This is a genomic window from Caballeronia jiangsuensis (genome assembly GCF_046030135.1).
GTDB classification, from domain to species: domain Bacteria; phylum Pseudomonadota; class Gammaproteobacteria; order Burkholderiales; family Burkholderiaceae; genus Caballeronia; species Caballeronia jiangsuensis.
In genome coordinates this window covers 95,291-118,662 of sequence record NZ_JAQQDB010000019.1, presented here as the reverse complement: position 1 = coordinate 118,662, position 23,372 = coordinate 95,291, and the positions used below count along the sequence as shown (strand labels likewise).

Genomic DNA, 23,372 nt, shown 5'->3' with positions numbered 1-23,372 from the left:
CGATTAAAGCACGTCAACTCAAATCGTGGGCTGTTGTCCGGAGCGTTCATTCATCAATCGCGCTTCAGTTGCACGGCGCACGATTTCGCTCGGCTTGAAAATGCGCGAATCCCCGTGTTCTGCGGGCATGCGCGAGAAAATGTCTCGGTCTGCCCGAAAGTCGAACGGCGTGTCCGACAAAATGCGCGCGTCGGGCAAGGGCTCTACGGCGTGAACCGGCGCGGCGGACATGGCGAAAAACGCGAAAACGCTGGCAATGAGCGCAAAAGCGCCCGGGATCGAGTGCGAACGGTGCATGGCAAGGAGAAGGCAATGAGGGCGCACGAGCGCCGGAATGGAGCCGCCGCGAGAAACACACGGCGTTCGTGTACTGAATCGTTCGCCATTTCAACAGCTGTCGCGCCCCCTGCCCATGAGAGAGTTCTCAAACAATTCTTGCCCGCGGGCCGCCTATCCCATCCGACATAGCGATCAGGCGTGAAAAATGCGTGCCGTAGGCGTTCGCTTGCCAGAGCAAGCATGGCCAGCGCACGCCTCGTGGAGCGCAGCGACGAAGCAGAGAACGGCCCGCAAACGGCACGGCCGCGGGACTCATTGGTGCGGCAAGCAGCCACAGCTTGCCAAGAGTCCGCCATAATGCGCCTTCGCAAAAATGCTGAATCGCCAAGTAAAAACGAAAATGCCATGACTCAAGACGACAAGCACTCGACCGATCAACCCAGGCAGTCCGCCGCCAACGACGGCAACGTGACGACCGGCGTCGCGGGCCTGGACGAAATCCTGGGCGGCGGTCTCGTCGAAGGCGGCCTGTATCTGATCGAAGGGATGGCGGGCGCGGGCAAGACGATTCTCTCGTCGCAGATCGGCTTTCACCGCGTCGCGCAGGGCGACATGGTGCTGTACATCACGCTGATCGCCGAATCGCATACCAAGCTGCTGTCCCACCTGCGGGCGCTCTCGTTCTACAACGCCGACGCCATCTCCGACCGGATGCTCTTCGTCTCCGGCTATCACGAGTTGATGCGCGACGGCCTGTCCGGTTTTCTTGCGCTGATCGCCGCGACGATCAAGACGAGCCGCCCGCGCTTCATGGTCATCGACGGTTTTCGCAGCGCGCGCGAATTCAGCTCGACGGAGCTCGAACTCTCGCAGTTCATCCACGAGCTGTCGGCGTTCGTGAGCGCCGCGCGCTGCACGACGCTGATCCTCGCGCCGCTTTCCGGCAACGAGCCGCACCCGGAGCACACGCTCGTCGATGGGCTCATCGAACTGAACCGCTACAACACCGGCATGCGTCGCGCCCGCGAGATCGAAGTTCACAAGCTGCGTGCCCGCGATCATCTGCTCGGCAAGCACTTCTTCAAGATCACCGAAAACGGCCTCGTGACCTTTCCGCGCATCGAGGCGTCGCCCGCCAACGATCTCGGGACGCCGGACTTCACGAGCAAGCTCGGCTTCGCATTTCCAGATTTCGACCAGATGCTCGGCGGCGGCGTCGTGCGCGGCTCGACGACCACGCTCGTCGGGCCGTCGGGCGTCGGCAAGACGCTCATGTCGCTCAAGTTCCTGCAGGCGGGCGTGGAGCGCGGCGAGCGCTGCGTCTATTTCGGCCTGTACGAGTCGCCCGAGCGGCTGCTGGCGAAAGCGCAGTCGGTCGGTATCGATCTCGTGCCGGCCGCGCAGGACGGCCGCCTCGCGATTCACTGGCATCCTGCCGTCGAACTGGCGATCGATGAGCTCGCCGTCGAACTGATGAACGCGGTGAGGAACGCGAACGCGTCGCGGCTCGTGGTCGACGGTATCGACGGATTCTTTCAATCCGCGAACCGCACCGAGCGCTTCGGGCTCTTTCTCAACGCGCTCACGCACCGCCTGCGCGATGCGGGCGTGACCACCATCCTTACCGAGGAGCTGCCGCTCTACGGCGATGCGGGTCTGCCCACGACGCTGCGCGCGTCCGCGATGACGGAGAACATCGTGCTCATGCGGTACGTGGAGGCGAATTCCGCGCTGTATCGCATGGTGTCGATCGTCAAGCAGCGCGAAGGCCCGCACGATTCGGCGATTCGCCGTCTCACGATCGACTCGCGCGGCCTGCATATCAGCGAAGGCTTCATCGGCCCGACGGGCATGCTGTCCGGACACCCGTCGCTCGCGCCCGCGCTCTCTGTGTCGGATCCCGGCGCGCGCGCATGAAAAAAATCCTCGTCGTCGACGATGAATTCGACATTCTGACAACGTGGCGGCTCGTGCTCGAAATGGAGGGCTACGAGGTTTCCACGGCCTCCAACGGACGCACCGCGCTCGACGCGGCGCGCGCGAATCCGCCCGCGCTCGTCATTACCGACTGGATGATGCCGCACATGGACGGCGTCGAGCTGATCCGGCAACTGGCCGCGAGCGACGGGCTCGCAGGCGTGCCGGTGATTCTCATGAGCGCGGCGGCCAATGCGCCGGCGCTCGAACATCCGCACGCGCAGTTTCGCCGCAAGCCGCTTTCCATCGATGATCTGGTCGACAGCGTCAAAAGCCTTATCGGTCCGGCCTAAGCGGACTTAGGCACGCGGCGTGCTGTAGAGGTGCGTTCCGGCGATTCCGGAGTTACGAGAAACCGCTCAACCCGAAAGGAGGCACCATGGTGCAGGATCAAGTGGAAGGCGCGGCACAAAAAGTCGTCGGCAAGGTACAGGACGCGGTCGGCGCATTGACCGGGGATGAAGCGACGCAAGCCGAGGGCAAAGTGCGGCAGGCCTATGGCAACTTGCAGCAGAGCTACGGGCAGACCGTCGACAACGTGCGCCTGGCGGTCGCGAATCAGCCGCTTCAGGGCGTGCTGATCGCCGCGGCGGTCGGCTTCGTGCTCGGCGCGTTGTGGAACCGCGATCGTTGATGCGCGACTGGCAGAGCGCATGACGCATGGAAACGAGGCCGGCGTGGGCAACCACGCCGGCCTCGTCGTTTATTTCGCCTCGTGCGCGACGCCGGCGAGCGCCGCGGACCGCGCGCAACCAATGGCGATCGCGACGGCCGCCACGAGGAGCGCGCCATGCGCGCCGCCGAGCGCCGCCGCAACGGCAAGCCCGCACGACGCTGCCGCGCTCAAGGCGCTCGCGGCCGGCGCGCCCGCAGCACCGCCCATCGCGAGCGACAAATGCGCGGCGATCAGCGCGACCATCGCAACGACCAAGACCACGGCGTGCGCACCCGGTTGCGCGCCGAGCACATAAGCGAGGGCCGCGCACGCACCCGCGCAGACGAGATGCAGCGGCTGCAAGGACATGCTTTCGCGATTCGCCCGCGCGCAGACGAGACAAGCCAGAGCCGCCATCGCGCCGCCTGCGAAGACCGCATACGCGCCATTCGCGCCCGGCAGCACCCATGCGACGAAAGCGATCGTGGTGAGCGACGCGTGCGTCGATGCGCCCGAAGCAATCGAAGCGCTCCCGCCGAATCGATATCCGGCGAATCCCGCGACACCGGCGAGCAGGAGCGCGGCGGCCAGCGTCGCCACGGCGGCAGGGCCGCCGCTCGCGCAGGCCGCGACGACGATCACCGCGCCGGCTGCCACCAACGCACGCGCATGGGAACGCGCCGCGCCTGCCCGCATCGACGAACCCGCCGACAACGCCGCGAGCACGCACAGCGCGCCGGCCAGAGCATCGGACATGCGTCGCTCCTTCAGACGGCCAGCACGTTCGACAGCGTGCCGATGCCCGCGATCGACACATCCACGCGCGCGCCGTCCTTGATCGAACCGACGCCGATCGACGTGCCGCACGCGATCACATCGCCGGGCACGAGCGTCATGTCCTGCGATAGCATGCTCACCTGTTCGGCGGGCGAGAAGATCATATCGTCGAGCGGATAGTTCTGACGCTCGACGCCTTCGAGCGTCGTGACGACGTTCGCTGTGCGCCAGTCGAAGCCGTTGCCCGGCGTGACGATCGCGGGCCCGAGGCACGTGAACGTGTCGAAGCCCTTCGAGCGGCACCACTGCGCGAAGTTGGGATCTTGCTGCAGCAGTTCGATCGCGGTGACATCGTTCACGCACGTATAGCCGAAGATCGCCTCCTCGGCTTCCTCGACCGACGCCCCGCTCACCGTCTTGCCGATCACGATGCCCAGTTCGCCCTCGTACGCAATCTTGCCTTGATAACTCTTCGGCCGTCGGATCGACTCGTTCGGCCCGATCACCGACATCGGCGGCTTGATCAGAAAGAGCGGATGCTGCGGCGGCGCCTTGTCGAGCTTCTGCGACAGCGCGTAGTAGTTGTTCCACAACGCGATGACCTTGCTCGGCTGGCACGGCGCGAGCAGCGTGAGGTCGTCGGCGGCGAAGGAAATATCGGTCGGGCGCGGGCGGTCGAACATCGCGCCTTCGTGCTGCACGACGCGGCCCGAGTGCTGATCGAGCGTACCGAAGCCGATGCTGCCGCCGGCATTGCGAAAACGAATCCAGTGTGTCAAATCTGTCTCCTTGAGAATAGGAGCGCGGGCGTACATGGCCCGCGCTCTCGTCCCCTCCTCCTTACATCGGATCAGGCCCGCGCCGCGGGCCCACTTTTACTTCGCGCCGAGCATCATGACGGGCAGTTCCGTGGATGAGCTTGGCTGCTTCGCTTCGTTACAGGACAACCGTGCTGCTCATGTCGCGCGTCTCGGTTTCTATGGACGTGCCGGGTCCGCGCCGCCTTCTTTCGAAGGCGGCGGGAGGCAGAGCAATTGCGTGAGAGGCGTCTAGATCGCGCCGAGACTCTTCAGCGTTGCGACCTGATCGGGTGTATAGCCGAGTTCGGCCATGACTTCGTCCGTATGCTCGCCGAGCAATGGCGAGCGCACGACTTCGGTCGGGCTGTCGGACAGTTTGATCGGATTGCCGACCGTGAGATATTTGCCGCGCACCGGATGATCCACTTCGACCACCGTGCCCGTCTTGCGCAGCGACGGCTCTTCGGCGATTTCCTTCATCGAGAGAATCGGGCCGCACGGAATGTCGTGCTTGTTGAGGATTTCCATCGCCTGGAATTTGGTCTTCGACATCGTCCAGCGCTCGATCTCCGCAAAGATGTCCTTCAGATGCGGCAGGCGCGCGTTCGGCGTCTTGTAGTCCGGATGGTCGATCCACTCCTCTTTGCCGATCACCTTGCAGATTTCACCCCACACCGGCGCCTGCGTGATGAAGTAGATATACGCGTTCGGATCGGTTTCCCAGCCCTTGCACTTGAGAATCCAGCCAGGCTGACCGCCGCCCGATGCGTTGCCCGCGCGCGGCACCGCTTCGCCGAACGAGCCGTTCGGGTACTGCGGATATTCCTTCATCACGCCGGTGCGTTCCAGCCGTTGCTGATCGCGCAGCTTGACGCGACAGAGGTTGAGCACGCCGTCCTGCATCGCGGCGAGCACTTTCTGGCCGCGTCCGCTCGTGTTGCGCTGATACAGCGCCGTGACGATGCCGAGCGCGAGATGCAGGCCCGTGCCGGAATCACCGATCTGCGCGCCGCTGACCACCGGCGGGCCGTCGTCGAAACCGGTCGTCGAAGCCGCGCCGCCCGCGCATTGCGCGACGTTTTCGTAGACCTTGCAGTCCTCATAGGGTCCGGGGCCGAAGCCTTTTACCGAAGCGACGATCATCCGCGGATTCAACTCCTGGATGCGCTCCCACGTAAAGCCCATGCGATCGAGCGCGCCCGGCGCGAAGTTCTCGACGAGCACGTCGCATTTCTTCACGAGCGTCTCGAGCACCTTCTTCCCTTCGGGATTCTTGGTGTCGATGGTGATCGAGCGCTTGTTGTGGTTGAGCATCGTGAAGTAGAGGCTGTCGGCGTCGGGAATGTCGCGGAGTTGTTCCCGCGTGATGTCGCCCGCGCCCGCGCGTTCCACCTTGATCACGTCCGCGCCGAACCACGCGAGCAGCTGCGTGCAGGTCGGTCCCGACTGAACGTGCGTGAAATCCAGGATGCGCACGCCGTCCAGCGCCTTGCCAGAGTTGTTCACCGTCATGGCTTGTCTCCCAATTCTTTAGTTCGACGTTTATGGATTCAGATTCATTTGTACATCCTTTGCGCCATCGTGCCAGCCTTGCGCGCATCCTCGCGGCAGCTGCCGAGCATCTCGGCTCCCGTGATATACAATATTCCAGACACAATATTAGTCAACTGTAGTTCGGTCGGAACAAACCCTGTGATGCACTGCACGATTGTCTGAAATGCTCTACCGATGGTGCTTTCGCCATCATCGATATTGCGTCGCAGCAACTACCGTATTCCTCCGAAGTTTCGTCCATTACCCGCGTCAGTCCACCATACCCGCTAAAACCTTTTGCTCGCCGTGAAATCTGATATACAGTATTTCAGCGCGACGAGGGATGCGTTTTCGCCGCGCCTACTCCCATTAGAGGACATCAGGAGACGCAATGAATATCCACGAATATCAGGCGAAGACGCTGCTGCGAAAGTACGGCGTCGCGGTTCCGGAAGGCCGCGTCGCCTTTTCCGCGCAGGAAGCCGCCGACGCGGCGCGCGCGATTGGCGGACCGGTCTGGGTCGTGAAGTCGCAGATTCACGCCGGCGGCCGCGGCGCGGGACGCTTTTCCAATGATCCGGACGGCAAAGGCGGCGTGCGCGTCGTGAAGTCCGTGGACGCGGTGCGCGAGAACGCGCAGCAGATGCTCGGATCGGTGCTCGTGACGAAGCAGACCGGGCCGGCGGGCAAGGAAGTGAAGCGTCTCTATGTCGAGGAAGGCTGCGATATCGCGCGCGAGTTGTATCTCGGCATGCTGGTCGATCGCGCCACGTCGCGCATCACGATCATGGCATCGACCGAAGGCGGCATGGAAATCGAGGAAGTGGCGCACCGCACGCCGGAAAAGATCCTCAAGGTCGCGATCGATCCGGCGACCGGGCTGCAACCCTTTCACACGCGTCAGATCGCATTCGGCCTCGGTCTGAGCGGCAAGCAAGTCGGCGCGGCGTCGAAATTCATCACGGCGCTGTATCAGGCGTTCGTCGATCTCGACGCGTCCATCGTCGAAGTGAATCCGCTCGTCGTGACCGGTTCCGGCGACGTGATGGCGCTCGACGCCAAGCTCAATTTCGACGACAACGCGCTCTATCGCCATCCCGACATCGAAAAGCTGCGCGACGAGGACGAGGAAGATCCCGCCGAAATCGAAGCGGCGAAACACGGTCTGAACTACGTGACGCTCGACGGCAACATCGGCTGCATGGTGAACGGCGCCGGCCTCGCGATGGCCACGATGGACATCATCAAGCTATACGGCGGCGAGCCGGCCAACTTTCTCGATGTCGGCGGCGGCGCGACGCAGGAACGCGTGGCCACCGCATTCAAGCTGATTCTGCGCGACCCGAAAGTGCGCGGCATTCTGGTCAACATCTTCGGCGGCATCATGCGTTGCGACGTGATCGCGCAAGGCGTCGTCGCGGCCGCGCGCGAAGTCGATCTGCGAGTGCCGCTCGTCGTGCGCCTCGCTGGAACGAACGTCGATGCGGGCCGCGAAATCCTGCGCACCTCCGGCCTCACGATCATCCCCGCCGAAAACCTCGCCGATGCCGCCGACAAGATCGTCGGCGCCGTCGCTCACTGAGAGGACACCAGCATGAGCGTCTTGATCAATAAAGATACGAAAGTGATTTGCCAGGGCTTCACCGGCGCGCAAGGCACTTTTCACTCGGAGCAAGCGATCGCGTACGGCACGCGCATGGTCGGCGGCGTGACGCCCGGCAAAGGCGGCACGACGCATCTGGAGTTGCCCGTGTTCGACACCGTCGCGGATGCGGTCGCGAAAACCGGCGCCGACGCGTCCGTCATCTACGTGCCGCCGCCCTTTGCCGCCGATGCGATCCTCGAAGCCATCGACGCGCAGGTGCCGTTCATCGTCTGCATCACGGAAGGCATTCCGGTGCTCGACATGCTGCGCGTCAAGCGCGCGCTCGCCGGCTCGAACAGCCGGCTCGTCGGGCCGAACTGTCCGGGCGTCATCACGCCGGGGCAATGCAAGATCGGCATCATGCCGGGGCATATTCACCAGCCGGGGAAGATCGGCATCGTGTCGCGTTCGGGCACGCTCACGTATGAGGCCGTCGCGCAGACGACCGCCGCCGGGCTCGGGCAGACGACGTGCATCGGCATCGGCGGCGATCCGGTGAACGGCACGAATTTCATCGACTGCCTCGCGCTCTTTCTCGAAGACGACGCCACCGAAGGCATCATCATGATCGGGGAGATCGGTGGATCGGCGGAAGAGGAAGCCGCGCAATTCCTTAAGGAATCGAAGACCAAAAAGCCGGTGGTTGGCTTCATCGCCGGGACGACCGCGCCGCCGGGACGCCGCATGGGCCACGCGGGCGCGATCATCTCGGGCGGCTCGGGCACGGCGAACGCGAAAATCGACGCGATGAAGTCGGCGGGCATCCATGTCGCGGATTCGCCTGCCGCGCTCGGCGAAACGATGGTCCACGCGATACGCTAGTCGTATCGGTTCAACGATCCTGAACGCAAAAAAGGCTGCGCGGCAAACGCCACGCAGCCTTTTTCATGACTCGAACTTCAATCCGGCATCAGTCCAGAAAGTCGCAATTCGCCTCGACGAACGCCGCCAGATCCAGCGAATGCTGCTTCACGAGCCGCTCGACCAGCTCGGTGTCCCGCTTCTCCAGCGCCTCGATGATGCGCATGTGATCGACGATCGAGCGCGACGCCCGGTCGCTCTGCGAGATCGTCATCTTACGGATCGCGCGCACGTGCACGAAGATGTTCTTGATCGTCTCGAAAATGATTTCCGACTTCGACAGACGCACGATCGCGGAATGGAAAGCGATATTCGCATCCGAATACTCGTCGATGTGCTCGGCGGGCGTCGAGTCGCGGAAGTTGTCGAACATGTGGCGCAGATGGGCGATTTCCTCGTCCGTCGCGCGCTGTGTCGCGAGCCGCGCCGCCATGCTTTCCAGCGCCGCCCACATGTGGATCATCTCGACGATCTCGCGCTTGGTCTTGCGCAAGATATAGACACCCCGGCGCGGCACCGTGCGCAGGAAGCCTTCCTGCTCGAGCAGCGTCATGGCCTCGCGGATGGGTGTTCGCGAGACGCCGAGCGCTTCGGTCAGCTCTTTCTCGTCCAGACGGATTTCTTCCCGCGAGCGGTAGATATCCGCCTCGGCGATCGCCTGCCGCAGCTTCGCGTACGCCTGATCGCGCAGCGAAACCGTGGCATTGATCGGCTCCAGCGAAAGCGTGAGCCCGGACGGACGAACGTCGGGGCGAACTTCCGGTCTGTCTACGGATTGAGTATCAGATGGCATTGATGGCTTGATTTCCCATGTGCGGACGGCGAGCGTCGACACGCTTGCCCGAACCGCCGTTCTGGTCATCCGCCGCAAGACCGGCGAAGCGACCGTGATTCTGTGCGCGCTGCAGCATGCTCTGCGGCACCGCCGACGCAATCATAAACGTAACACCCGTACCCACGGCAACCAGCGCGAATCCGACAACCACCAACAGGGCGATGCTCATTTCAGGCTCCAGTCAAATCACTCAAGAGCCCTCAGTATATGCTGCATCGCAACAGAGATCAACATATTTTGCATCTTGTATATCAGAAACAACGCTGGTGCCTTCGTCTGCAGTTTAGGCGGCTTTTTGCGATTGCGGGAGCGGCAGCGGCTTCGCCGTGCCCTGATTCACGCCCTCGCGCAGCTTGATCAATGCGAGCACCGCATCGAGCATCGGCGTGTCCACGTGAACGAGACGGCCGATTTCCTGCACGACGGTCATCAGCGGATCGATTTCCATCGGGCGATTGGCCTCGCAGTCCATCAGCATCGACGTCTTGTGCGCGCCGACCGCGCCCGCGCCGTTGATGCGCCGCTCCACGTCGACGCGGAAGTTCACGCCGATCTTGTCGCCGATGGCCTTCGCTTCCAGCATCATCGCCTTCGAGAGCGCGCGCGTGCCGGGATCGCTCGTCAGGACGTCGAGCGTCGCGCCGGTCAGCGCGCTGATCGGGTTGAAGCACAGGTTGCCCCAGAGCTTCAGCCAGATTTCGTCGCGGATGTTGTCGCGCATCGGCGCTTCCATGTCCGCCTTGGCCATCATGTCGTGCAGCGCCTGCAGTCGCGGCGTGATTTCGCCGCTCGGCTCGCCGATTGGAAACTTCTTGCCGTAGTGATGCTCGATGACGCCCGGCTCCGCGATCTCCGCCGCCGGCAGCAGCACGCAGCCGATCGCGCGTTCCGGCCCGAACACGTCCCACTGCCGGCCGCCAGGATCGACGCTCTGCAACTTCGTGCCTTCGAGCTCGCCGCCGTGCTTGTAGAAGTACCAGTACGGCAAACCGTTGACGGCCGTGACGATCGCCGTCTCCGGCCCAAGAAGCGGCGGAATCAGATCGACGACGCCGGGAATCGAATGCGCCTTGAGCGCGATGATCACGTAATCCTGCGGACCGAGTTCGGCGGGATTGTTCGTGCAGCGCACCTTGACGACGTGCTCCTGACCATCGATGCGCAGCTTCACGCCGTTCGCCTGCATGGCCGCGAGATGCGGGCCGCGCGCGACGAAACTGACCTCCGCCCCGGCGCGCGCCAGTTGCGCACCCATATATCCGCCGATCGCGCCGGCGCCGTACACGCAGATTTTCATGGTTCGTCTCCTAGGGTTGTAGCCTTATAGCTCTCTGATATACAAGATACTACATTCCGTATCGACCAAGAACAAGGCGAATCGTGTTCTTGCGGACGAGCGGAAACCCGCATGCGCGAGGCGCGCCGCGGGTTGAAATGAATACAGGGAAAAGCGCCGGTCAGGCGTCGACAGGCTGACCCGAGATCACAGTATGCGACGAGGCCGCCACGATGTGCGACCACACACCGGCCGCGCTCGCGCGCAATGCGCGGCTCTTGCGCCGCACGAGCATGATCGTGCGCGACGTGTCCGGCACGAGCGGGATGAAGCGCGCCTGCGCGCTGTCGCATGCGGCGCGCGCGTGCATCGGCAGAATTCCGACGCCGAGTCCCGCTTCGGCCATGCGCGCGACCGCCGCCGACTGTGTGAGTTTCTGGCGAACCGCGCCGGTCACGCCGTGCAGCGCGAGCGCGGCTTCGATGGCGCCGAGGCTGCCGGTGTCGTCATCGAGAAGAAGCAGCGGCGTGCCGCGCAACTGCTGCCAGTCGATGCGCGCCGCCTCGCTGAGCCGATGCGACGCGCTCACGACCGCCGCGAGTCCATCGGCGAAAAGCGGTTCGGCGGCGAGTTCGTCGAGATTCTCCGGCGCGATCACGACGCCCAGTTCCGCCTCGCCCGAGCGAACGAGTTGCAGCACGGCGTTCTGCGGCCGATCCATCATCACGATCGTGATATCCGGCAAGCGCTCGCGGCAGGACGCGAGCATGCCGGGCAAGACGCTCGCGGTGAGACCAGAACTGCTCGCGAGATTCACGACGCCCGGCTCGCCACCCTCGTGCGCACGCGGCCGCAGCGTCGCTTCCAGTTCCTCGACGAGCGGCGCGATGCGCGCGAGCAGGCGGCGTCCGGTGTCGGTGAGTGCGACCTGACGCGTGGTGCGATCGAAGAGCCGCAGCGCGACTTCGTCTTCGAGTTCTCTGATGCTGCGGCTGACTGCCGATTGCGTGATGCCGAATTCATCGCCCGCGCGGGTAAAGCTGCGATGCCGCGCGAGCGTGACGAACAATCTCAACTGATGCAGCGATACGCTGAGCGATGGAGACGGTTCGCGCGGCATGCCTCGACTTTGCCCTTACTGAACCGTGTTGCGCGATGCGTCCCAGCCCGTCTGGAACGACGCGTTGACCGACGATTCCGCCGACGTTTCCGTCAGCGTGTTTTCGATCCAGCGCTTGCGCATCGGTGCGAGGACGAACTTCGCGCACAGTCCCGCCGCGATCGACGTCACGGCCGCCGCGATGAACACCGCGTTCCACGAACCGACAGACGCGAGCACCGATGCAAGCGGCACCAGCATCGATGCCGTGCCCTTCGCCGTGTACAACGTGCCCGCGTTGGCGGCGGCGTACTTGCTGCCGAAGGTATCGGCGCAGGTCGCGGGGAAGATCGAGAAGATTTCGCCCCAGCACAGGAACGTCATCGCCGCGAACAGCATGAAGAGATACGGATCGTGTCCGAACTCCATCAGCCCGAGCAGCGCGACGCCTTCGCCCAGGAAGATGATGAACATCGTGTTCTCGCGGCCGATCTTGTCCGAGATGAAACCGCACAGCGGACGCGTGAAGCCGTTGCACAGGTTATCGATGGACAGCGTCATCGCGAGCAGCGGCAGCGTCACGCCCAGCAGGTTCACCGGCATCTTCGCGAAGCCGTACTCCTTCGCGATCGGCCCGAACTGCGCGGTCGCGATCACGCCGCCCGCCGCGACGAACACGAACATCAGATACAGCACCCAGAAGAGCGGCGAGCGCACCATCTGTCCTGTCGTGTAGTCGATTTTCGTCGACACGATGCGCTTGGCCGGCACGATGCCCTTCGGCGGATTGGGCCGCACGAGCATCAGCGCCAGCACGAAAATGCACGCGCCCTGGAGGATGCCGAAGAACATGAACGCGTGCTCGTAGCCCGAGCTCTGGATCATGTTGGAGATCGGAATCACGGTGACGGCCGCGCCCGCGCCGAAGCCCGCCGCCGTCATGCCCGCAGCGAGACCGCGCTTGTCCGGAAACCACTTGAGCGCCGTGCCGACGCACGTGCCGTACACGCAGCCCGCGCCGATGCCCGCGACCACCGCCCCGATGTAGAGATGGATGAGACTCGTCGCATTCGCGTCGATGATCCAGCCGAGCGCCGCGCAGATCGAACCGCCGATGACGACCGGCCGCGGCCCGAATTTATCGACGAGCCAGCCCTCGACGGGCACAAGCCAGGTTTCGGTGACGATGAAAATAGTGAAGGCGGTCTGAATCGCCGCCTGACCCCAGTGATGCTTCGCATCCATTGGGACGACGAACAGGGTCCATGCGTACTGCAGGTTGGCGACCAGCCCCATGCATATGATGCCGATCACTAGCTGGAACCATCTGTTGTGATGACGCCCGTGCGATTGCCCGGACACAACCGTGTCTGCGCTTGCCATGTCTGTCTCCGTTATGTTTTATAGCGCTCGTGCGGCGCTTGATGTGCTGCGAGAAACCGGCGCGGTGCGCCGGCGGCGAGCGGTCGGTCAGGGGAAGTGCTCGGTCCAGGCGGCGTGGGCGTGAGGCCGCCTGTCGCGCATGTCGCGCGTGCTGCACATACTGAAGTGGGCGATCGATTCGCACGTCAGGCAAACATCCGCGTCAGGCGATCGACGAATCATTTCAAGCGATTCCCAATAAAGTCCGGATGGTTGATGCGCCTTTGCAGGCTTCGGGTTTTTGCTGAGTCGTGCCGTGATACATGGCGAAAAGCGCGTGGCTGATGCTCGGGGTTAAGCATAACCGTTCGTGCTAGCCGCGACCGTCCTCCTTACAACTTTTGGGGACGTGAAAGCATCGTGGGGGAGAAAAACGATTAAGGAAAGTTAGAAAAAATTATTGTATAAATTAGCTATCGTTAATGGATGAAGGATCGCCGTGCTCCGCAACGCCACCCTGCGTCAGTTGAAGATCTTCGAGACCGTTGCCCGTCGACTGAGTTTTTCTCGCGCCGCCGAGGAACTCTATCTCACTCAGCCCGCGGTCTCGACGCAGGTCAAGCAACTGGAGGAGCACGCTGGCTTGCCGCTCTTCGAGCAGTTGGGCAAGAAAATCTACCTCACGCCGGCCGGGAATGAAATGCTCCATTACAGCCGTGCGATCCTGGAGCAATTCCGCGAAGCCGACGACGCAATGGCGCGGCTCAAGGGCATTTCGGGCGGCAGGCTGAACGTCGCTGTGATCAGCGCAGGCGATTATTTTTTCCCACGCCTGCTTGCAGCGTTCACGCAACGTAATACCGATGTCAGGCTCAATCTTGCGGTACACAACCGCGAAGAACTGCTGCATCAGCTTTCCGACAATCTCACCGACCTCGCCGTGATGGTGCGTCCGCCGCGCGACATGGATACGGTCAACGTTTCCTTCGCCCCGCATCCGTATGTGATCGTCGCGCCGCCGGATCATCCGCTCGTCGGACGCAAAAACGTGCCGCTCGAAGCACTGGCCGACGAGCCGTTCATCGTCCGCGAGCGAGGTTCGGATACCTGGAACTCGATGGAGGAAGGTTTCGCCGGCCGGCTCTCGAACCTCAACGTCGCGATGGAAATCACCAGCACGGAGACGATCAAGCAGGCGGTGATCGCCGGCATGGGCGTGAGCTTTCTGTCCGCGCACACGATCAGCATGGAGTTGCAGGTCGGCAAACTGGCGGTGCTCGATATCGAGGGTTTTCCCGTGATGCTCAACTGGTTCGTCGTGCATCGGAACAACAAGCGTCTGCCGCCGGTGGCGCTCGCGTTCAAGCAGTTTCTCGTCGAAGAAGGGGCCGCACAGATCGAAGCGATCACACAAATCGTCGCTAAGACCGGTAAGCCCAATTCATAACGCTTACTGAATATATAAGCGAAAAAACTTTAACTATCGTATATGGATCGTGTTCCCTATCCTGCATTCATGCCCCCCGGCCATACAGGAGACGATCATGATCCATGCAATGTACAGCGATGACCGCGAAGTTCAGGCGCAAGTCTGCGCATTCAATACCGCTTTCGAAGAACTCGATCTGATGTTCCGCTGGGATGCGCAGACCTATCTCTCGCTCGCGTCGGCGGACAGCGACTACGGGAAAATCGCGCAGTACATCGAGACGCACTCTCCGCATCTCCTGAAAGCGTACAGCGCGGAGTTTCTCTGCCAGGCGATCGTCGAGCGCAAGAATTCGACCGTCGAAGCATGCCGGCAAAACACGGTTCAGTATGAAGACAGCACGCAGCGGGCGCGGCTTTGGCGAGCGCGCAACCAGGAAACCGCGCGCGCTTAAGGCTTTTCACTCTCGATAAGGGCGGTCCGGGAAATTCCGGACCGCCCTTTTGCGTCTTCTCGTGTTTGCATGATTCGCCGCGGTTGCCCGCGGCGGCGTTCACCTTAAGGCGTCAGTGCGACCCAGACCGCCTTCGGCTCGGTGAAGTTCTCGATGGCGACATCGCCATGTTCGCGGCCGAAGCCGGAATCGCCTGAGCCTCCCCACGGCAGACGCACATCGGTGAAGCCGTAGGTATTCACCCAAACCGTGCCCGCCTTGAGTTCGGCGGCCATGCGATGCACGCGGCCGATATCCGCGCTCCACACGGCCGCGGCGAGACTGTATGCGGTGCCGTTGGCGATGCGCAATGCGTCGGCTTCATCGTCGAAAGGAATGACGCTCGCGACCGGCCCGAAGATTTCCTCCTGCGAGATGCGCATCTCGTGTTCGACATTCGCGAACACTGTCGGCTCGACGAAAAAGCCGCGCTCGCCTGAGCGCCTGCCGCCCGTCACGAGCGATGCGCCCTCTTCCTTGCCGACATCCACATAGTCCAGCACGCTCTTCATCTGCTTGGCGGAGATGAGCGGGCCCATATTGGTTTCGCGGCTCGACGGATCGCCGAGCTTGATCGTCCGCGCGCGTTGGGCGAGGCGCTCGACGACTTCGTCGTAGACGGCGCGTTGCGCGAGAATCCGCGAGCCCGCCGAGCAGACCTGGCCCGCGTTGAAGAAGATGCCGGAGGCCGCCGCGCGCACGGCGCCATCGAGATTCGCGTCCGCGAAAATCACGTTGGCGGACTTGCCGCCGAGTTCGAGCGTGACGCGCTTGAAGTTGCCCGCCGCGCCCTGCAGGATGCCGCGACCGACCGACGGCGACCCGGTAAACGTGACCTTGTCGACACCGGGATGCGCGACGAGCGCGTCGCCGACGACCGAGCCCTTGCCGGTCACGATATTGAGCACGCCCGGCGGCACGCCGGCTTCGAGCGCGAGCCGTCCGACCATCAGCGCGGAGAGCGGCGTGATTTCGGCGGGTTTCACGATCAGCGTGCAGCCGCATGCGAGCGCGGGCGCGATCTTCCACATGCCGATCATCAGCGGGAAATTCCACGGCACGATCGCCGCGACGACGCCGACAGGTTCACGCACGGTGTAGGTCAGCGCGTCGGGGCGCGCGGGCACGACCTGGCCGTTGATCTTGTCGCACCAGCCTGCGTAATAGGCGAGTGTGTCGATGGCGGCGGGCACGTCCTGGCGCTGCACGCCCGCGATCGGCTTGCCCGCGTCGAGACTTTCGAGCGCCGCGAGTTCTTCCTGATTTTCGCGGAGCAACTCGGCGAGCTTCATCAGGATGCGGCCGCGCTCGGCTGCACGGATCGCGTTCCACGGTTTGAGCGCGGCGCGCGCGGCCTGCACTGCGCGGTCGACATCGGCGGACGTGCCTTGTGCCACGCGGGATATCGGGTTCTCTGTGGCGGGATCGAGGTTCGTCGAGTATTCACCTCCGCTCGGAGGAACGAATTCGCCGTTGATCAGCAATTCGTAGCGCTTGAGGTCCGTGTTGTTGTCCATGTCTCGCTCCATGTGATTTTCAGAATCACCTCATGTTGGCGCAGAACCACCATTCACGAAAGCAAAACATTCTTATCGTTTATATAGGACGGAATGTATGAACGGATATAGCGGCGAGGGGTGAGGTTGGGGCTGGTGCGGCGTCATGACCTGACCATCGGACGGCGTTATACTGCGGGCCTTCAATTTTCCGCAAGTCATCGAGCGATACGTATGAACCCACTACCTCCCTGCCCTCAGTGCCAATCGGCATTCACTTACGAAGATGCGGGCATGTATATCTGCCCCGAATGCGCGCACGAGTGGTCCGCGCAGACGGACAGCGCATCGGAGCCCACCGCCAGGGTCTATCGTGATTCCGCTGGGAACGTTCTTCACGATGGCGACACAGTTACTGTCATCAAGGATCTGAAGCTCAAAGGCGGCGGCGGCGTGGTCAAGATGGGCACGAAAGTCAAAAATATTCGGCTCGTCGATGCCGATCATGACATCGACTGCAAGATCGATGGCTTTGGAGCCATGAGTCTCAAGACGGAATTCGTCAAAAAGGCTTAACGTAGTCTACGTTCTAGGGAAGCCTATACGCGGCGAATTGTGTAGGAATCCTTATATAATTCGATCTTGCGAATCAGGAGCCACATTCCTCACGACCCACACACCGGCGGCCGATACCCCGGAATCTGCCGCAACGCATGATCGCAAGCCGCCGATAGCGCGGCCAGCCGCTCCACATTCGCGCGCATGTCGACTTGCGTTTGCGCGATCGTCTCGCGAATTCTCTCAACACGCGGCATGATGCCCTCCGCAATCACCGCACACTCCGCATCTCTACCAATACACGCTTGCGCATCCTCGCGCGCTTCGTGCAGTTCCATCACCGAAACCTTGTTCTGTGCGAGAAGACGCGCATAAGCTTCTGCCAGTTCGCCGAGGCCCATCGATTGCATTCGCGCGACGAAATCCCGCGTCGATCGATAAGCGAGCTCGCCCGCGTCATAGGCCATGAATTGAGCGTCGAAGATGGAAAGCGAGAGACGTCCTTCGGGGGTCTGGAATTCGAGCTTGGTCGGCATGATCCAAATTGCGTGATTTGAGATGCCCGAATTCTATGAACCCGACCGCCAGGTGGCTTTCGGACTACGGCGAAAGTTATGGCAAAGGCATGCAATGCAGCGTTGCGACACGCAGTCATCCAACGAAGCGAATGTTCAATGAGCCGAAACGATAAAGGCCTGTCGCACCGCAATCGGATACGTCTCGCCCGATCAGACTTAATTAACCGTTACACGAGCCGCAACGCGAATAACGCATTTTCGCCTTGAAAAGATGTATTCCCTATACCAACATTAAAGTCATCTTTCGTGCTGGCCTTTCCCACATTGCCAAACGAGATCAGACGTGCCTCATGGATGAGAAAAACGAAATACGCCAGTCCGAAGAGTTGCGCAGCTTTCTGTTTCTGACCGTCGTCATGGTTCCCGTGCTCACGGTCATGATCATTGCCGCTTACGGATTCGCGGTCTGGTTCTATCAGATGCTGGTTGGCGGCCCTCCACATCATTAACGAGCGTCGCGATTATTTCAATTAAATGAAGCTCAAGCTCGTCGATAGCAGTAATCGTTTCGACGATAAGACTGACCAGTCTTGCGAGTATCACATCGCCGGGGTCGTTGTATACGCACGAATAGAAGCCCTGGCACGCGTCAAGCAGGCGCTCGCCGCATTGCCCGGCGCACAGGTTCACGGATCGAGCGCCGAAGGCAGGATCGTGCTCACGCTCGAAGCGGACCGCTCATCCCACGTTGCCGATCAATTGCACGCGGCGCAGTCGATACCCGATGTCGTGAGCATCGCGCTCGTCTATCAGCATCACGAACACGCCGATTCGCTGAACGAGGAAATCCCCGATGAAACTGACTCGTCGCGCGTTCATTAAGCAGACCGCCGCCACCACGGCCGCCGCATCCGCGGGCATCACGCTGCCCGGCATGGAGGCCGTCGCCCAGAGCGACGACATCGCGTGGTCCAAGGCGCCCTGCCGCTTCTGCGGCACCGGATGCGGCGTGCTTGTCGGCGTGAAGGGCAATCAGGTGGTCGCGACGCAGGCGGACCCGCAAGCCGAAGTCAATCGCGGGCTCAACTGCGTGAAGGGCTACTTCCTCTCGAAGATCATGTACGGCCAGGATCGCCTGACCACGCCGCTCATGCGCATGAAGAACGGCAAGTTCGACAAGACCGGCGAGTTCCAGCCCGTCTCGTGGGACGTCGCGTTCGATGTGATGGCCGACCAGTTCAAGCGGGCGCTGAAGGAGAAAGGCCCGACCGCCGTCGGCATGTTCGGCTCGGGGCAATGGACCGTGTGGGAAGGCTACGCGGCCGTCAAGCTGATGAAAGCGGGCTTTCGCAGCAACAATCTCGACCCGAACGCGCGGCACTGCATGGCCTCGGCCGTGACGGGCTTCATGCGCACCTTCGGCATGGACGAGCCGATGGGCTGCTACGACGACATCGAGGCAACCGATGCCTTCGTGCTGTGGGGCTCCAACATGGCGGAGATGCATCCCGTGCTGTGGACGCGCGTGACGGCGCGGCGGCTGTCGAACCAGAACGTGCGCGTCGTCGTTCTCTCGACGTTCGAGCATCGTTCGTTCGATCTCGCCGACGAGACCATCGTCTTCACGCCGCAGTCCGATCTCGCGATCATGAATTACATCGCGAACTACATCATCAAGAACGGCAAGGTGAACCGGGCGTTCGTCGACAAGCACACGAATTTCAGGAAGGGCAACGCGGATATCGGCTATGGGCTGCGTCCCGACAATCCGCTGCAAAAGGCGGCGAAGAACGCCGGCGATCCGAACGGCTCGCAACCGATCAGCTTCGACGAGTTCGCGCAGTTCGTCTCGCGCTACGACGCGGCCTATGTGACGAAGCTCTCGGGCGTGCCGAAGAACAAGCTCGATCAGCTCGCGAAGCTGTACGCCGATCCGAAGACCAAGGTCGTGTCCTTCTGGACGATGGGCTTCAATCAGCACACGCGCGGCACGTGGGCCAACAACATGGTCTACAACCTGCACTTGCTGACGGGCAAGATCTCCACGCCCGGCAATAGTCCGTTCTCGCTGACGGGACAGCCTTCGGCATGCGGCACGGCACGCGAAGTCGGCACGTTCTCGCATCGGCTGCCCGCCGACATGGTCGTGACCAACCCGAAGCATCGCGAGGAAGCGGAGCACATCTGGAAGCTGCCCGAGGGAACGATTCCCGACAAGCCGGGCTTTCACGCCGTCCTGCAAAACCGCATGCTGCGCGACGGCAAGCTCAACGCCTATTGGGTGATGGTCAACAACAACATGCAGGCCGCCGCGAACATCAACAACGAGGCGTTGCCGGGGTATCGCAAGGAATCGAATTTCGTCGTCGTGTCGGATGTCTATCCGACGGTCACGGCCGTCGCCGCCGACCTGATCCTGCCGTCGGCGATGTGGGTCGAGAAGGAAGGCGCGTACGGCAACGCGGAGCGGCGCACGCAGTTCTGGCATCAGTTGGTGCAGGCGCCCGCCGGCGCGCGTTCGGATCTCTGGCAGATCGTCGAGTTCTCGAAACGCTTCAAGGTCGAGGAGGTCTGGCCCGCCGAACTCATCGCGAAGAAGCCGGAATACAAGGGCAAGACCCTCTACGACATTCTTTATCGGAACGGCCAGGTCGACAAGTTTCCCGCATCGCAAATAGACGCGAAGTATCGCAACAACGAAGCGGCGGCGTTCGGCTTCTACGTGCAGAAGGGTCTGTTCGAGGAGTACGCGAGTTTCGGGCGCGGCCACGGTCACGATCTCGCGCCGTTCGACATGTATCACCAGGCGCGCGGCATCCGCTGGCCGGTCGTCAACGGCAAGGAGACGCTCTGGCGCTACAAGGAAGGTTCCGATCCCTACGTGAAAGCCGGCGCCGACTGGCAGTTCTACGGCAATCCGGATGGCCGCGCCGTGATCTACGCGCTGCCCTACGAGCCGCCGCCGGAATCGCCGGACAAGGAATATCCGTTCTGGCTCGCGACCGGCCGCGTGCTCGAACACTGGCATTCCGGGTCGATGACGCGCCGCGTGCCGGAGCTCTATCGCGCGTTTCCGAACGCCGTATGCTTCATGCATCCCGATGACGCGAAGGCGCTCGGCATCCGGCGCGGCGTGGAAGTGCGCGTGATATCGCGGCGCGGCGAGATGCGCACGCGCGTGGAGACGCGCGGCCGCGACAAGCCGCCGCGCGGGCTCGTGTTCGTGCCGTGGTTCGATGCGAGCCAGCTCATCAACAAGGTGACGCTCGACGCCACCGATCCGATCTCGTTCCAGACCGACTACAAGAAGTGCGCGGTCAGGATCGTGCGGGTCTAGGAGCACATGTCATGCGCACGCTGATCGCTCTCGTCATCGCATCGCTGCTCGCGCTTGCCGCCATCGCGATCGCGCAGCCCACCGTCCCCAATCTGCCGTTCCACGACTCGCTGCGCGGCACGACACCGATCGGCGAAGAGACCCGCGCGCCGCTCCTCGCGCCCACCGAAAACAAGGACGTGATACGCGGCCTCAACTACGCGCAGCAACCGCCGACGATCCCGCACAAGATCGATAACTATCAGCTCGACAAGAACGCGAACCGCTGTCTCGCGTGTCACGCGCGCAGCCGTGTCGAAGAGAGCGGCGCCGTGCCCGTCGCGGTATCGCATTACATGGACCGCGAAGGCATGGTGTCCGGGCATCTGTCGCCGCGCCGCTATTTCTGCACGCAGTGCCACGTTCCGCAGGCCGATACGAAGCCGCTCGTCGGCAATACGTTCGTCGCTGTCGAAGACATCAAGCGGCAGCCGGCATCCAAGAACCAGAAACGATGAGCGATCGCCATGTGGGCACTGATCAAGCGCTACTGGATCACCATCCGAAGGCCGAGCCTGTATTACAGCCTCGGTTTTCTGACCCTGGGCGGCTTCGTCGCGGGCGTGATCTTCTGGGGCGCCTTCAATACCGCGATGGAACTCACCAACACCGAAGTCTTCTGCACCGGCTGTCACGAGATGCGCGACAACACCTATGCGGAACTCAAGAACACGATCCACTTCAGCAATCGCACCGGCGTGCATGCCAAGTGCTCGGACTGCCACGTGCCGCACAACTGGACCGACAAGATCGCGCGCAAGATGCAGGCGTCGAAGGAAGTGTGGGCCAAGGTATTCGGCACGGTGAACACGCGCGAGAAGTTTCTCGACAAGCGGCTCGAACTCGCCGAGCACGAATGGACACGCTTCAAGGCCAACGATTCGCTCGAATGCCGCAATTGCCATTCGTTCCAGTACATGGACTTCACGCGTCAGAGCCCGCGCGCGCAGGAGGCGCATCAGCGCTTCCTGGAGACGGGCGAGAAGACGTGCATCGATTGCCACAAGGGCATCGCGCATGAATTGCCGAACATGGTGAAGGCTCAGGAGATCGAGGACAGAAAGAAGAAGTAAGCGACGCTCGGCCACGCCTTCGAGGAGAGAGGAAACATCGATGCTCAGCGCCCGGCAACTCGACGTGATGCGCGGCAGCCGCACCATCGTGGCTGGCGCGGATTTGTGTGTCGATAGCGGCGCGGCGCTCGTCATCCACGGCGCGAACGGAAGCGGCAAAAGCTCGTTGATCGCCGCGCTCGCGGGCCTGCTGCCGCTCGCGGCAGGACGCGTGTCGTGGCGCGGCATCGACGTGCGCGACGATCCTCCTCGCTTTCGCCGCGACCTAGCCTGGCTCGGCCATGCCGACGGCTTCAACGGAGAACTGACCGTCGCGGAGAATCTGCGTTTCGCCGCGTTGCTCGGCGCGAGCGCGGCGCATCGGAACGAGCGCGATGTGCTCGACCGCGCCGCCGTGCTGCCGCTCATGCACACGCGTCTCAACCGTCTCTCGCAAGGGCAGCGAAGACGCGTCGCGCTCGCGCGTCTCGTGCTGTCAGGCAAGCCGCTCTGGCTGCTCGACGAACCCACCGACGCCATTGACGACAGCGGCGCGCTCTGGTTCGCCGCGTGCATCGACGATCATCTGCGGGAAGGCGGCACGCTCGTCGCGACGACGCATCGCCCGTTGCCCGTCGATGCCGCGCGCACACGGCACCTGCATCTCGCGCGAGGCGCGGCATGATCGGGCTGACGCTTCAGGTGATTCGCCGCGAACTCCTTCTGAACTGGCGCTCCCGCACGCTGACGCTGTCCGTGCTGCTGTTCTTCGTATTGGCGTCGAGCCTGTTTCCGCTCGGCATCGGTCCCGATCCGAAGCTCCTGCACGCGATCGCGCCGGGCGTGCTGTGGGTCACGGCATTGTTCGCGGCATTGCTTTCGGCGGGCCAGCTCTTCAGCAACGATTTCGCGAGCGGTGCGCTCGAACAGATGCTGCTTTCGCCGCAGCCGCTCGCGGGCATCGTGTTCGGCAAGATCGCCGCGCACTGGCTCACGACGGGACTCGCGCTCGTCGTGCTCGCGCCGGTCGTCGCGCTCGAATACGGGCTCGATGCGCGCACGATTCTCATGCTGATGGCCTCGCTCCTGATCGGCACGCCGCTGCTGTCGCTGATCGGTTCGATGGGCGCGGCGCTCACGCTCGGCGTGCGCGGCGGCAGCGTCGTACTCGCTCTGTTGATCCTGCCGCTTTACGTGCCGGTGCTCGTGTTCGGCGTCGGCGTGGCCGATCCAGCGGCGAGCATTGCATGGTCGAACGCGAATTTCTCGCTGCTCGCGGCGGCCCTCTGTCTTGCGCTGTGGCTATGTCCGTGGGCGAGCGCCGCGGCGCTGCGCATATCGATGGAATAGC

The 23,372-nt window shown here is 62.7% G+C and carries 26 protein-coding genes; 15 read left to right on the top strand and 11 right to left on the bottom strand.

Annotated elements, in window-relative coordinates:
- Positions 1-18: 18 nt before the first annotated feature.
- Positions 19-297, bottom strand: a complete 279-nt coding sequence (locus tag PQR08_RS21145) for a hypothetical protein (RefSeq protein ID WP_250484366.1) — start codon at positions 295-297, stop codon at positions 19-21.
- A 387-nt stretch (positions 298-684) separates the two neighbouring features.
- On the opposite strand from PQR08_RS21145, the gene PQR08_RS21140 reads away from it, so the two are divergent.
- The 3 genes from PQR08_RS21140 (at position 685) to PQR08_RS21130 (ending at position 2,890) form a co-directional block, all read left to right on the top strand.
- On the top strand, positions 685-2,196 hold the full coding sequence (locus tag PQR08_RS21140) for an ATPase domain-containing protein (RefSeq protein ID WP_250484365.1): 1,512 nt from the start codon (positions 685-687) through the stop codon (positions 2,194-2,196).
- Positions 2,193-2,549 carry a response regulator gene (locus PQR08_RS21135; RefSeq protein WP_187605214.1) on the top strand — a complete coding sequence of 119 codons (357 nt, stop codon included), beginning with the start codon at positions 2,193-2,195 and terminating at the stop codon, positions 2,547-2,549. Before PQR08_RS21140 ends, PQR08_RS21135 begins: the two co-directional genes overlap by 4 nt.
- An 86-nt stretch (positions 2,550-2,635) precedes the next feature.
- Positions 2,636-2,890 (top strand): CsbD family protein, encoded by a 255-nt coding sequence (locus PQR08_RS21130; protein ID WP_187605215.1) that lies wholly within the window; start codon positions 2,636-2,638, stop codon positions 2,888-2,890.
- Between the two features lie 69 nt (positions 2,891-2,959).
- Here PQR08_RS21130 and PQR08_RS21125 read toward each other — a convergent pair whose 3' ends face one another.
- The 3 genes from PQR08_RS21125 to frc form a co-directional block, all read right to left on the bottom strand.
- Entirely contained in the window at positions 2,960-3,667 is a 708-nt protein-coding gene (locus tag PQR08_RS21125; RefSeq protein ID WP_408162238.1) for a hypothetical protein, read from the bottom strand.
- Positions 3,668-3,678: 11 nt separating this feature from the next.
- Positions 3,679-4,467, bottom strand: coding sequence for a fumarylacetoacetate hydrolase family protein (locus tag PQR08_RS21120; protein ID WP_250484363.1), 789 nt, complete (start codon positions 4,465-4,467; stop codon positions 3,679-3,681).
- Between the two features lie 270 nt (positions 4,468-4,737).
- Positions 4,738-6,000, bottom strand: a complete 1,263-nt coding sequence (gene frc / locus PQR08_RS21115; RefSeq protein WP_187605218.1) for a formyl-CoA transferase — start codon at positions 5,998-6,000, stop codon at positions 4,738-4,740.
- A gap of 412 nt (positions 6,001-6,412) precedes the next feature.
- On the opposite strand from frc, the gene sucC reads away from it, so the two are divergent.
- Both sucC and sucD read left to right on the top strand, forming a co-directional pair.
- Positions 6,413-7,603, top strand: a complete 1,191-nt coding sequence (gene sucC / locus PQR08_RS21110) for an ADP-forming succinate--CoA ligase subunit beta (protein WP_238292843.1) — start codon at positions 6,413-6,415, stop codon at positions 7,601-7,603.
- Between the two features lie 12 nt (positions 7,604-7,615).
- Positions 7,616-8,488, top strand: coding sequence for a succinate--CoA ligase subunit alpha (gene sucD / locus PQR08_RS21105; protein WP_250484362.1), 873 nt, complete (start codon positions 7,616-7,618; stop codon positions 8,486-8,488).
- Between the two features lie 88 nt (positions 8,489-8,576).
- Here sucD and PQR08_RS21100 read toward each other — a convergent pair whose 3' ends face one another.
- The 5 genes from PQR08_RS21100 to oxlT form a co-directional block, all read right to left on the bottom strand.
- Entirely contained in the window at positions 8,577-9,320 is a 744-nt protein-coding gene (locus PQR08_RS21100) for a GntR family transcriptional regulator (RefSeq protein ID WP_035502489.1), read from the bottom strand.
- On the bottom strand, positions 9,310-9,531 hold the full coding sequence (locus PQR08_RS21095; RefSeq protein ID WP_075583861.1) for a hypothetical protein: 222 nt from the start codon (positions 9,529-9,531) through the stop codon (positions 9,310-9,312). Before PQR08_RS21095 ends, PQR08_RS21100 begins: the two co-directional genes overlap by 11 nt.
- A 114-nt stretch (positions 9,532-9,645) precedes the next feature.
- The gene (locus tag PQR08_RS21090) at positions 9,646-10,659 is read right to left on the bottom strand and encodes a 2-dehydropantoate 2-reductase (protein ID WP_035502487.1); all 1,014 of its coding nucleotides are present in this window, start codon (positions 10,657-10,659) and stop codon (positions 9,646-9,648) included.
- A 160-nt stretch (positions 10,660-10,819) separates the two neighbouring features.
- Positions 10,820-11,758, bottom strand: coding sequence for a LysR family transcriptional regulator (locus PQR08_RS21085; protein ID WP_250484361.1), 939 nt, complete (start codon positions 11,756-11,758; stop codon positions 10,820-10,822).
- 15 nt (positions 11,759-11,773) lie between these two features.
- Positions 11,774-13,120, bottom strand: coding sequence for an oxalate/formate MFS antiporter (oxlT, locus tag PQR08_RS21080; RefSeq protein WP_187605222.1), 1,347 nt, complete (start codon positions 13,118-13,120; stop codon positions 11,774-11,776).
- A 478-nt stretch (positions 13,121-13,598) separates the two neighbouring features.
- Between oxlT and PQR08_RS21075 the strand changes: the two genes are divergently transcribed.
- Both PQR08_RS21075 and PQR08_RS21070 read left to right on the top strand, forming a co-directional pair.
- A complete protein-coding gene (locus PQR08_RS21075) occupies positions 13,599-14,546 on the top strand; it encodes a LysR family transcriptional regulator (RefSeq protein ID WP_250484360.1) in 948 nt (315 codons plus the stop codon).
- A gap of 97 nt (positions 14,547-14,643) precedes the next feature.
- Positions 14,644-14,982, top strand: a complete 339-nt coding sequence (locus PQR08_RS21070) for a hypothetical protein (protein ID WP_035502482.1) — start codon at positions 14,644-14,646, stop codon at positions 14,980-14,982.
- Positions 14,983-15,086: 104 nt separating this feature from the next.
- Here the strand turns inward: PQR08_RS21070 and PQR08_RS21065 are convergent, their stop codons facing one another.
- Positions 15,087-16,538, bottom strand: coding sequence for an aldehyde dehydrogenase family protein (locus PQR08_RS21065; RefSeq protein WP_187605224.1), 1,452 nt, complete (start codon positions 16,536-16,538; stop codon positions 15,087-15,089).
- Between the two features lie 213 nt (positions 16,539-16,751).
- On the opposite strand from PQR08_RS21065, the gene PQR08_RS21060 reads away from it, so the two are divergent.
- Positions 16,752-17,093, top strand: a complete 342-nt coding sequence (locus PQR08_RS21060) for a zinc ribbon domain-containing protein YjdM (protein ID WP_238214721.1) — start codon at positions 16,752-16,754, stop codon at positions 17,091-17,093.
- 89 nt (positions 17,094-17,182) lie between these two features.
- On the opposite strand, the gene PQR08_RS21055 is transcribed toward PQR08_RS21060, so the two are convergent.
- Positions 17,183-17,611, bottom strand: a complete 429-nt coding sequence (locus PQR08_RS21055) for a hypothetical protein (RefSeq protein ID WP_187605226.1) — start codon at positions 17,609-17,611, stop codon at positions 17,183-17,185.
- Positions 17,612-17,943: 332 nt separating this feature from the next.
- On the opposite strand from PQR08_RS21055, the gene napE reads away from it, so the two are divergent.
- The 7 genes from napE to ccmB are packed head-to-tail and all read left to right on the top strand — an operon-like array spanning position 17,944 to position 23,371.
- On the top strand, positions 17,944-18,102 hold the full coding sequence (gene napE / locus PQR08_RS21050) for a periplasmic nitrate reductase, NapE protein (protein ID WP_035502476.1): 159 nt from the start codon (positions 17,944-17,946) through the stop codon (positions 18,100-18,102).
- 25 nt (positions 18,103-18,127) lie between these two features.
- On the top strand, positions 18,128-18,475 hold the full coding sequence (locus tag PQR08_RS21045) for a chaperone NapD (RefSeq protein ID WP_273654951.1): 348 nt from the start codon (positions 18,128-18,130) through the stop codon (positions 18,473-18,475).
- Positions 18,447-20,930 (top strand): periplasmic nitrate reductase subunit alpha, encoded by a 2,484-nt coding sequence (gene napA / locus PQR08_RS21040; RefSeq protein ID WP_250484358.1) that lies wholly within the window; start codon positions 18,447-18,449, stop codon positions 20,928-20,930. Before PQR08_RS21045 ends, napA begins: the two co-directional genes overlap by 29 nt.
- 11 nt (positions 20,931-20,941) lie before the next feature.
- Positions 20,942-21,427 (top strand): nitrate reductase cytochrome c-type subunit, encoded by a 486-nt coding sequence (locus tag PQR08_RS21035; RefSeq protein WP_187605230.1) that lies wholly within the window; start codon positions 20,942-20,944, stop codon positions 21,425-21,427.
- A 9-nt stretch (positions 21,428-21,436) separates the two neighbouring features.
- Complete coding sequence (locus PQR08_RS21030) at positions 21,437-22,042, top strand: NapC/NirT family cytochrome c (RefSeq protein WP_284509012.1); 606 nt, start codon at positions 21,437-21,439, stop codon at positions 22,040-22,042.
- A gap of 40 nt (positions 22,043-22,082) precedes the next feature.
- Positions 22,083-22,706, top strand: a complete 624-nt coding sequence (ccmA, locus tag PQR08_RS21025; RefSeq protein WP_250484357.1) for a heme ABC exporter ATP-binding protein CcmA — start codon at positions 22,083-22,085, stop codon at positions 22,704-22,706.
- Positions 22,703-23,371, top strand: coding sequence for a heme exporter protein CcmB (gene ccmB, locus PQR08_RS21020; RefSeq protein ID WP_250484356.1), 669 nt, complete (start codon positions 22,703-22,705; stop codon positions 23,369-23,371). The genes ccmA and ccmB overlap by 4 nt, the downstream gene beginning before the upstream one ends.
- The last annotated feature ends 1 nt before the right edge of the window (position 23,372 follow it).